We start from the raw sequence: 10315 nt of genomic DNA, 5'->3' as shown, positions 1-10315 counted from the left end.
GGCGATGAAGGGCGCCGGCGAGGAGTTCGCGAAGCTCGTCAACGCAGGTGCCGCCTCATGGGCAAAGCGCTGGGCGGCAAACTTCGAATGGCGAATGGTGATCTCTTCAAAATTCTCGGTTCCCAGAGGTTGCGGTTGGCGCAGACAGCGCGGAGGTAAAATGAAGCAATGCCGAGCGTCTTCGATCCAACCTCGGAGTTCCAGGCGTAGAAGCCGCGGAAGTAGAGATCCGGCTCGCCGTTCGCCAACCGCCCGGCTTCGATCGGATGGGTGTCGTCCACCAGAAACAGGAAGACGTCACGGTCGCTGGCATAGAGCGTCGTCGTATCGGTGGTGATATCGACGAAGGGATTGTGGGTCATCGTCGCCCAATCCAGGACGCCCGGCACTTTCCATATCGTCGTGTCGCCGGTCCCATTGCCGGCGATCTCCATTACCGCCGACACCAGCTCATGGTCCCAGATGCGGCCATAGTCGGGTCCGGTCACCGCTCGCAGTTCCAGGCGGCCATCGTCCATCTCCAAAGTCTTGACGAGCTCGGCGCGGTGATTGAGCAGGCCATGCTGCAGATTGATCGCCGCAAGCGGCGCCGGAAGCTGGCGCATATAGGTGGCGGGCGCGCCAACCAGGCTGCAGAGCTGGCCGAAGCTCCAGTGGGTCGGCGCGATCGGCTGGCGCTGGCCGGGAACAAGAAGCGCAAGCGCTCAGCATTGTGCGGGTTGCTTCGACCCGGGATCGCAGCCTTTCGATCCTCCGGGCATGGGCGTGCTCAGCGCGGGATCGAACGGTGTCATAGAGATCGCTCAGCGACAGGAAGCGTTCGTCGTCGGGCCGTGAGAACCATTCCGACGAAACGCGGCCGATCCGCATGCCGCGGGGAGATATCGACTTGAAGGCGGAAGAGGCTTGGATGTTGGAAGGCAGGATGTGCATCGATTTGTCTCCATAAACGTAAAACCCGGCGCGATGGCCGGGCGAGGTCGAGGGGTTTTTTTCGAAAAAAGCTTAGCCATGTGCCGGCGGCGATGCGGCAAGCCGGATCGCAAAAGCCGCGGCGAATTTTGCGCTGGCGATCATGCTGGAAAACCATCGCTGAGAAGACCCGACCGCACCGCGATCGGGTCAGGCTTTTGTGATGCTGGTGAACCGACTGGGCGGCCGTGAGATTCGCTTTCAAACTCACGTCCCGTATCGCCGGGGTCATCGCTTGATGCTTGCGGCTCGTCTTGGAGGTCGGCCGGCTGGTCGGGGATCCCGAACTGACCCGCCTCGTTCACGCCAATGTAGTCATGGTCGGCGCTCTCCTCCTCGCTTAGACCCTGCGCGCGCAGGGCCAGGAAGGCGCGAAACTGATCGAGCGGATGCAAGGGGACGCGCTGGAGGCCTTCAGCAAGCGGGTCCTCGACCTACTGGGTGTCGTCTCTGCTGACAATGCCGGGACTGCTGGCGGTTCTGGTCAGTCGCTTCTGTGCCACAAGCGTTCGAGAGCGCGATAGCGCGCCCACCGTTGGGAATGCGGCAGATGCCGGTCTCGTTGCCATCGCCGTCGAGTTCAGGCCGGACGTTGAGGCTGGTGAGCAATCCGCGATCGCGATGTCTTGCGCCAAGTCCTCGATCGACAGGCTCGCCCTGAGCTTGCGGACGGTCTGCTGGTTGAGCACCAGCTTGTCGAGGGGAATATTTCGGGCTGCACTGAGGGTGAACTTCTCGATCGCCTTACCCATGCCGTTTCTCCGTAGCGAGCCGGCCAGAAACTCTCTCCAGCCTCCCAACCCGCTACAAAACCCCTTCCCTCCTCTCCCTCTGTCACGCGCCGCTTCGAGCACCTTTCACCGCACAACCTGACCGACCCAGTTATTGAGCGGCACCGTTCTCTAATTCGCGCTCCATTCAGGCGTGGCTCGCCCGTTGTTGAAAAGGCTGAGTCCTGGCTTCTCTGCCTGTTGCGGAACGCCGCAGAGGGCAGATGTCGAGCTGGAGTTCAGGGCGTTCGCAAAGACCGTTTCCTTCGGTAAAGAAGCCGCAGCCCCGAAGATGAACTTTGCGGAACACGTTTTCGATCTGCCGCAAGAAAGACCTCGACCAGGACCCTGACTGGATGCTGTCGGACGCGTTCGGATGATGGTTGCGGGAAACGCATCGTGGGCAACCTGTCCCTGCACGCGACGTGCCTCTGTCGCAAGCGTCCGTGAAGATGGGTCAGCGACCGGCGCTGGGGGCGCGGTCTTCTAGCCTTCGGCAAGGTCTCGATCGCGGAGTTCCGTCATGGGCTCAGAGGCTTTCAAGCTTTTACGCCGATGCGCTCGACGTCCGTTTGACCAGTTCGGATGTGCGATCCCTCATTATCAGAACCCATAGTGTGAATACCCACCTTAGCGTGACGCTCGCCCTTTCTGACACATCGCGCCGCCTCTTACCGCTATTGACCCAGCGGGACGAGCTCGTGATGATGGCGGCCGAAGCACATCACGGCATGTCGAGGGTTGATGATGAAAGACGAGTGGCTGATGGAGGACCATCCGCGGTGACGCTGACAACGCAGATGATTTCGGATTTCGTGCGCGCCGCAAATACCGTCCAGGCCCTGACGCTTGCCGAGCGCAAACGGCTTCTTGAACGCGGCATGACGACGTCAGGAGCGCTGCGCGGCTTATTGCTGAAGACCGGCAAGCCTGCTCCGTCGGACGAGCCGACCGGGCGGGTCATCGAAGACATCGCCCAGCATATCGAGGAGATGTCGGACGAGACTGTGGCGAAGGCGCTTCTCGCCCTGGCAAGCCAGATCCGGACGTTGCGAATCCTGAACCAGGAGCGCGCCTGAGAGCAAGACGGCCCGCTCAAGCTTTATGGTCAAGCTTCCTTGAACCAGCACCTGCTTCGAACGCGCCACGGATGGCCGTGGCAGGGGGCGTCGGTGCAGTCGCGTTCAATGAGGGTGCGTCATTCCCCGGTCCCGCATTACCACTCGGATCAGCAAGATGCGCCCTTGTGTCCGAAAGCGGAGCGGTGTCTTACCTCGGCTCGGGCGGGTAAATGACCGGGTTTCGAATAGCGGCCGGCTCGCTCGGCGAGCCCGCGACAAACATGAAGCGTATCGGAGCTTTCAGCATCGCGCCGTGCCTCCGGCGCGGGAAAGCGGGAATTCGCGACGCAGGTCGGGCGCGTCGGGGCAGCCGTAGGAGCTTCAGCATAGCGGTCCGCAGGAGAAGCGGGACCGACTGCCCGCGTCCGGCATGCTCCTTGACGGCCTTGTGCCGGCTTGCACCAGATGCAGGCCGCCACTTTTTGGCGTCACGACAGCTCCGCAAGAGTGTCGAGGAAGGCGCGCACTGCCGGGTTGGACCGGCGGCTTTCTGGCCACAGCGCTGTGATATTGTGCCGTTCCACCGCGTGGTCAGCCAGGACAGGGACAAGCGCCCCGCGGCTGACCCAGGCGCCGGCCATGAAGCTGGTTGCCATTCCGATGCCGGCACCGGCCGCGATCGCCGCAAGCACAGCTTCGCTCGCATCGACGATAATGCCGGAGGGCGGCAGGATCTCCACGTCCCTGCCCCCGACGAGAAATGGCCAACGGAACAACTGGCCGCTGTTCTGGTAGCGAAGGTTGACAGTTTCATGTTCTTCCAACTGGTCGGGACGGGTCGGTGGACTGCGCCCCGCCAGGTAGTGTGGCGAGGCATAGCAGCACAGCCTGTATGGCAGGAGCCGGCGTGAAAGCAGGCTGGAATCTGGAAGATCGCCGATGCGGACCGCCAGGTCGAAGCCGCCTTCGACGAGATCGACCGTATGATCGCTCAAACGCAAATCGATGGTCACCTTTGGATGGAGCCTGCGAAATTCAGGCAGGGCCGGTGCGATGATGTGCAAGCCGATCGGCAACGAGGCCGCGATCCGCAAGGTCCCGGTAGGCTCGGTTCGTGCTGCTCTTACCGCCTGCTCGATCTCGTCTGCGTCGTGCAAGAGCTTGAGCGCGCGCTCATGCAGGTCGCGCCCTTCGGCCGTCAGGGTGAGAGAACGGGTGGTGCGCATAAACAGCGAAATGCCGAACTGCTTTTCCAGCCGCTGGATGCTCTTGCTGACCGCCGAGGGTGAGACCGACAGGGAGCGGGCGGCGGCGGTGTAGCTTCCAAGCGATCCGGCGCGCGCGAAAGCGATTAATCCGGTCAGCCTGTCAATTCCGATTTGTTCCCTCATGGCATGATTAAAGCGAATAGCGCCGCCATTATCAACTCACAAAGATGCTCGTATTTTCTTCTGCGGAAACAAGCACCAGTGAGGCGATGATGACTAAAATGATGAAAGCCGTGCGCATCCACGAATTCGGTGGACCGGATGTCCTTCTCCATGAGGATGCGCCCCGACCGGCAATCTCAGCGGACGACGTACTCGTTCGCGTCCATGCCGCAAGCATCAACCCGCCGGATCTCTACCTGCGCGACGGCTATCGCGCCCTGCCGCCGCAATGGCGTCCCAGCCCGGCTTTTCCGCTGATCCTGGGCACGGACGTTTCCGGCGTGGTCGCGGCTGTCGGCGAAAACGTGTCGCAGTTCCACGCGGGCGACGCTGTCTACGCGATGGTCCGGTTCCCGCACGACTTGATGACCGGAAGCAGCGCCTACGCAGACTATGTTCGCGTTCCGGCATCGGACCTGGCGCTGAAACCATCCGGGATCGACCATATCCAGGCGGCTGCTGCGCCGATGTCGCTGCTGACAGCCTGGCAGTTTCTGGTCGAGCTTGGTCATGATGCGCCGAACCCTTTTCAGTCCTTCCCCCATGCCCCGGTGCCGCTCGCCGGCAAGACAGTGCTGGTGAACGGCGCCGGAGGCGGCGTCGGTCATCTCGCGGTGCAGCTCGCGAAATGGCAAGGGGCAAAGGTGATCGCCGTTGCTTCCGGCAAACATGAAGCGATGCTGACAGACCTCGGCGCGGACGGTTTCATCGACTACACGAAGGTGGCCGCCGAAAGGGTAGTGGCGAATGCGGATCTGGTGCTTGATGCCGTCGGCGGCGCGAAGATGGAACGCTTCCTTTCCAGCATCAAGCCGGGTGGCGCCCTCTTCCTCGTCAACCCGCTTGGCTTTTCCAGCCATGAGGAAGCTGACCGGCGCAAGATCACCGTCTCGACGACGCAGGTGCGCTCGAACGGCAAGCAACTGGCCGACGCTGGCCGTCTGCTTGATAGCTCCGTTCGGGTGGTGATCGACAGCACCTATGCCCTGGCCGAGGCACCGGCAGCCCACCGCCGTGCGTCTGCAGGAAGCATCCAGGGCAAGATCGTGCTGGTTGCCACGTGATCATCGCTTGACCAAACACCTGGCCGCCGCGGGCGGCCGGTCGGGTCTTCTTGATGGAGAAAGTTCTCATGCTGATCATTACGGGTTACGTGCATGTCGATCCAGCCGACCTGGCGCAATTCATGGCGGAACTGAATGTACTGGCATCCACCACTCGCGGGCGTCCCGGATGCATCAGCTATGATGCTGCCGTGGTCGGTTCGCGCACTGGGCGACTGCTAATATCGGAACGGTGGGTCGACCAGAATGCGTTGACCGCTCATCTGCTGGCAGCTGATACCATTGCGTTTATCGGCCGGTGGAGCGGCAGGATGCGGGGCGAACTGCAAAAATATGATGGGTGTAACGCACGCGACGTCATGGATTGCTGATGCCGTTCCGGTCCAAAGTCCTGTCTGCTTCACCGAGAGGCAGACGCACGCCACGCCGCCGTCCGCTTTACATCGATAGAACGTAAAGCCTCGCCGCAATTTTCCGATTGTCTCCGACAAGCATCATCTGGCGAGACATCTGCATTGTGGGGGCCGGCGCCTGAAGTTGCACTCAGTTTCGATGGGTATCGAATGGTACGCTCGCCATAGATCTACGAGGACAACACCGGCTTCTTCAAAATCTTGGGTATTGCGGGCTGCAACCGCGAGCGCCTCACAACTGACATGGTGGTTAAACTCACGGCTCGTCAAGCGGGTGGTGCCCATAGCTGCCTCCATGCAGAAACATACCCACATGAACATACCAGTAAGCGTCCGGACGTTTCTAACGCCATGGAATTCGGATGTAATGCTCTGCGGCAGGGATGAGATGTCGCAGCCGCGAACCGATTTATATGGGATACGCCGGCGCCTGTCGCTGCGCGTCGAAGAGCTCTACGAACGCAGGCAATAGCGTCTTGTCGTGATAGGACGTCTGCCTATCTCCCTGGAGACAGATCATCGGGAGGAGGTCATGGTGAATATCATAGACTGGCTTGACGACCGCGTTCAGGAGATTGTCGATCTGTCAGGCCACCACGCAGAAAAATCCGACTTCTGGGACCAGGCGAAAGCTCTGGTCGAAGCGGGCGTGGCCGAAGGTTTCAGCATAGCCGAGATAAAGGACGCCTGCGCGGGCGATGTCGAGCGCTATCTGCTTGATCATCAAAACGCCATGTCAGACGTATTGGCGCAGCAACGGGGCGACGGCAGTGCGGGGCGAGGTCATGGCTCGCACTGAACCAGATCGTCCGCGGCAGTGGGCTGTGGCTTGCGCGTGATCCTGACGTCGCATTTGTCAATCCGGCGCTGCTGTGACCGCTGACGATAGGGGAAACCTGGCGTCAAGTGGCCATACGTCTGATTGTAAGATCCGTATGATGGCGGCCATTGAGCGCGCAGAACATCGGTGCCGACGCCGTAAAACGCCAGCTCCGTCAATCTTGTCAGGAACAGACGGACCGCGACTGTGGAACCCAAATGGTCATCACGGACGCGAAATGGTTTGTCGGCAAAAGGTCGATTTCGCCGAATCGGCACCGAATAAGTCCGGAGTCCGTGCGAGGTTCATCATCGCCCACGGCTGTCAGGGCGCAGGCGCCGGACCGCCTCAGGCACCCCTAACGACGGTTCCAGGCATGAACATAGCGATGATCTCGCAGGAGCGGTGGCTTGAATACAAAGGTGGAAGGCAGGTTTAGACCCTGCTCCTTTGCAATCATCAGGCTCCTGCCCGCCCCAAGGCACGGATCGCTTCTGCCATGTTTACCGGCTTCATGATACACGGCACGGCGGCATACTCTTGCGGGAGCGCGGACGTCTCGTATCCGGTGACAAAGACGAACGGAATTCCGCTCCGCGCGAGCAGATCCGCGACGGGGTACACCAGCTCGCCACCAAGATTGACGTCCAGGATTGCTCCATCGATAGCGCCACTCTCCTGGATCAGAGCGGTTGCTTGCTCGACGGTCGGAACAGGCCCAATGACGACCGCACCTGTGCCCGAAAGCTCGCTGCTCATTTCCGTGGCAAGCATGTACTCGTCCTCAACGATGAGTATCCGGCTGGTTGGCACGCCAAGATCAATCATGGGGATCCTCCAAGCGGTTGGACACCGGAATTGATATGGTGCAGCGGATACCACCGGCGCCGAGACTGTAGGCCGTCCGCGCACCAAGTTGATAGGGCAGCGCCTTTTCGATCAATTCACGGCCTTGACCTGTCCCCCGCGGCACGCTGCCTGCCGCAGACATGTCTACACCGCTCTCCGCCCAATTGATGTGGAGCCACCGCCTTCCATGATCTTCGTCGGGATCGAGCGACCACGTGACTGACAATCTCCCGCTGGGCCGCCCGAGAGCACCATACTTGACCGCATTGGTGGCCAGCTCGTGGATGGCCATGGCGAGCGTCTGAACCGTCGAGGATCGAAGCCTTACTCCAGCTGGCCCTTCTACGGTTGTGCGCTCGGAACTTGCGCCGACTGCCGAAAGTTCCATATGGATCAGATCATCGAACGTGACGCGATCGACGTCGTCCTTCAGCCGGGATAGAAGACCTTGCACGCGCGCCAAGGCGTCAAGACGGTCGCGATAGCGGACACGGAAGTCAGCCAGATCGATGCTGGATCGGGCTGTATTCTCCGCCACCGAGCGGACGACGGCGATGAGATTTCGCGTCCGGTGCTGCAGTTCGGCGACAAGCACCTTCTGGCGTTCCTCCCAGGCGCGTCGCTCAGTGGTCTCGACCATTGCGCCGACCATGCGCAGCGGCCGGCGGGCGTCGTCGTAGAAGAACTTTCCGCGTCCGGACAGCCAGTGGACGGAACCGTCAGGATGAACGGTTCGAAACTCATGGGCGAATTCCTCCCGGCCCTCCATCGACCTTCGGATGGCTTCCTCCGCCGCAGACCTGTCATCCGGATGTATGCGCGACACCCACGCATCGTAGCTGGGCGTGATTTCACCTACCTCGTATCCTTCCATGCGGAAGTGCTCGTCCGACCAGTGAATGGCACCGGTTTGGACGTCCCAGTCCCAGAGGCCGAGCTTTCCGACCTCGACAGCGCTGCTGAGCCTCTCCTCGCTTTGGACGAGCCGCACTTCGGCAAGCTTGGATTGGGTGACGTCACGCCGGATACCGCCGATCCTCTGCACTCGCCCGTCCGAACTTCGGATCGGAAAGCTGGCGTCGCGCAGCCAGCGTATTTCGCCGTCCGGCCTCCGGATTCTGAAGTCGACGCTTCGTTCATCGCCTGCGCGAACCCGATCGAGATGATCGATGACGCGTTCGCGGTCGCTCTCAACAATCATCTCACGCCAGGTGTCGATGTTGTCGGCTGTGAGCGCCTTCTCGACGGCAATGCCGTACACCGTCTCGAAAGCCGGGCTTAGATACTCCCATTGCAGGGTATCAGCGTCGCGTATCCATATGACGTCCGACGACGCTTCACCGAACTGACGCAGACGAGCCTCGCTTTCCCGACGCCCGCCTTCCGCCCTCGCCCGATCTATGGCGACGCGGAGGCGTTCGCCGACCTCGCGGATGATGAATTGATCAAGACTACTCCAAGTTCTCGGCGATGCGCTCTGCACACCGAGAAAGTTCACGATCGAACCATCGTCGAAAATGACGAGATCGGCGAACGCCGCGACCTGTCTGTTCAGGAGGCTGTCCTTGCCCGCAGCGTTGATACCGGCTTCCGCGGCGACGTCATTGGACGTCACAAGGTTACCCGCCTTGTATCGGCCAAGGAATTCCGCACCCAAAGAAGTCAGGTGGTGACGGCCGAGGAGCGATCGGACACCGGCAGTATATTCGGCCGAAACGTTCATTTCGCTATCCTTAATGGCACCGTAGATAACGCGATGCGCGTTCAAGACGGCGCCGAGGCGCTGCGCCGCTTCAAGCGCGATTTCCTCGACCGTTGAAAGCGACCGAAGCGAATCCGACAGCTCCAGGAGGAACGCCTGTTGATCTTCATTGCGCTTTCGCTCTGTCTGATCCTGACCGATCTTGTAGTAGCCTTTAAGCGTATCACTCGCGTCGCGAAGAGCGATGGTCTGGCCCTCCAGAAAGACTTTCGAGCCGTCCTTGCGAAGATGCCAGCGGATGTCGGCGGAGTGCCCGCATTCGCGTGCGTTGGCGAGTTCGCGTTCGGGAACCCCGTTGGCCCGGTCGTCCTCCGTGAAGATCATGTCGGCACCCTGCCCCACGGCTTCTGCGGCTGTCCAACCAAGAATTTGCTCGGAGCCACCCAGCCAGTCGGTAATCTTATCATCGGCGTCGCTAACAATGAGGACGTATGCACGTGCGTTGTCCACAACGAGGCGAAGACGCTTGTCGGTGGCCCTGAGCTCTGCCACGGTCTGGAGACGGTCGATCACCGGTCCGAGCACCATCGCATATGTCTTCAGGAACTCGATGTCGGCTCTATCGAAGCTGCGGGGATGGCGGGCATCCACCTGCAGGATGCCGAAAGGCTTGCGGCCGGGGAGGATAATCGGAACGTTGACCAGCGCCACGACCCCGTGATCACGCAGAAATCTCGTGAACACGAAGCGACCTTCGTCAGAGATGTCGTTGGTGATCACCGGTTCAGATTTCTCGATGGCGTAGGCCTCCGAGGACCGATCGTTAAGGTCTACCCGTGCTCTCCCAATGACGCCGTCGTGCCACCCGACGCCGGCACGCACGATCGCAGTGTTGCTTCCTCGCTCGATCTCCATGATTTTTGCGAGATCTGCTCCAAGCGCCGCGGCGACGAGCCTGCATCCCTCGGTCAGTATCTCGTCGAGATCGTCGTGATCGAGCACAAAGTCTCCGAAGTCGGCAAGCGCCCGCTGGCGGTCATTGCGGTCCGAGTGATCGCCCATCGCGCGTCTCCTCCTTGCTTAGCGAACCTCCGTCCTGCCCCGAGGTCAAAGGCCGGCGGGCTGCTGACGGCCCGACTACGTCGTGGCAGAGGCCATGTGGAGGATTGAATTCCAACGCATGCATTTGTTCAGCTTGAACAGGTAGGGCACGGCTGCCTCGCGGCAATTGCAA

9 protein-coding genes and 1 pseudogene are annotated in these 10315 nt (G+C 60.9%); 4 read left to right on the top strand and 6 right to left on the bottom strand.

Annotation, left to right across the window (positions count from 1 at the left end):
• From F2982_RS31470 to F2982_RS31465, 3 genes and pseudogenes are all read right to left on the bottom strand, one after another.
• Positions 1 to 933: pseudogene (locus F2982_RS31470) on the bottom strand (DUF932 domain-containing protein); the annotation flags it as partial.
• Between the two features lie 140 nt (positions 934 to 1073).
• Positions 1074 to 1367 carry a hypothetical protein gene (locus tag F2982_RS32270; protein ID WP_348652540.1) on the bottom strand — a complete coding sequence of 98 codons (294 nt, stop codon included), beginning with the start codon at positions 1365 to 1367 and terminating at the stop codon, positions 1074 to 1076.
• Between the two features lie 39 nt (positions 1368 to 1406).
• The gene (locus tag F2982_RS31465; RefSeq protein ID WP_348652539.1) at positions 1407 to 1724 is read right to left on the bottom strand and encodes a hypothetical protein; all 318 of its coding nucleotides are present in this window, start codon (positions 1722 to 1724) and stop codon (positions 1407 to 1409) included.
• A gap of 800 nt (positions 1725 to 2524) precedes the next feature.
• On the opposite strand from F2982_RS31465, the gene F2982_RS31460 reads away from it, so the two are divergent.
• A complete protein-coding gene (locus F2982_RS31460; RefSeq protein ID WP_203431394.1) occupies positions 2525 to 2821 on the top strand; it encodes a hypothetical protein in 297 nt (98 codons plus the stop codon).
• 470 nt (positions 2822 to 3291) lie between these two features.
• Here the strand turns inward: F2982_RS31460 and F2982_RS31455 are convergent, their stop codons facing one another.
• Complete coding sequence (locus F2982_RS31455; RefSeq protein WP_203431393.1) at positions 3292 to 4194, bottom strand: LysR family transcriptional regulator; 903 nt, start codon at positions 4192 to 4194, stop codon at positions 3292 to 3294.
• An 89-nt stretch (positions 4195 to 4283) separates the two neighbouring features.
• On the opposite strand from F2982_RS31455, the gene F2982_RS31450 reads away from it, so the two are divergent.
• The 3 genes from F2982_RS31450 (at position 4284) to F2982_RS31440 (ending at position 6509) form a co-directional block, all read left to right on the top strand.
• Positions 4284 to 5297, top strand: coding sequence for an NADP-dependent oxidoreductase (locus F2982_RS31450; RefSeq protein WP_203431598.1), 1014 nt, complete (start codon positions 4284 to 4286; stop codon positions 5295 to 5297).
• 68 nt (positions 5298 to 5365) lie between these two features.
• Complete coding sequence (locus tag F2982_RS31445; protein WP_203431392.1) at positions 5366 to 5668, top strand: putative quinol monooxygenase; 303 nt, start codon at positions 5366 to 5368, stop codon at positions 5666 to 5668.
• A gap of 574 nt (positions 5669 to 6242) precedes the next feature.
• On the top strand, positions 6243 to 6509 hold the full coding sequence (locus tag F2982_RS31440; RefSeq protein ID WP_203431391.1) for a hypothetical protein: 267 nt from the start codon (positions 6243 to 6245) through the stop codon (positions 6507 to 6509).
• 480 nt (positions 6510 to 6989) lie between these two features.
• On the opposite strand, the gene F2982_RS31435 is transcribed toward F2982_RS31440, so the two are convergent.
• A complete protein-coding gene (locus tag F2982_RS31435) occupies positions 6990 to 7358 on the bottom strand; it encodes a response regulator (protein WP_203431390.1) in 369 nt (122 codons plus the stop codon).
• Positions 7351 to 10143, bottom strand: coding sequence for a PAS domain-containing protein (locus F2982_RS31430; protein WP_203431389.1), 2793 nt, complete (start codon positions 10141 to 10143; stop codon positions 7351 to 7353). The genes F2982_RS31435 and F2982_RS31430 overlap by 8 nt, the downstream gene beginning before the upstream one ends.
• Between the last annotated feature and the right edge of the window lie 172 nt (positions 10144 to 10315).

This window comes from Rhizobium sp. BG4 (assembly GCF_016864575.1).
In the GTDB taxonomy this organism is placed as follows: Bacteria; Pseudomonadota; Alphaproteobacteria; order Rhizobiales; family Rhizobiaceae; genus Rhizobium.
The sequence above is the reverse complement of the archived record's forward strand: the minus strand, read 5'-3'. Positions and strand labels throughout refer to the sequence as shown.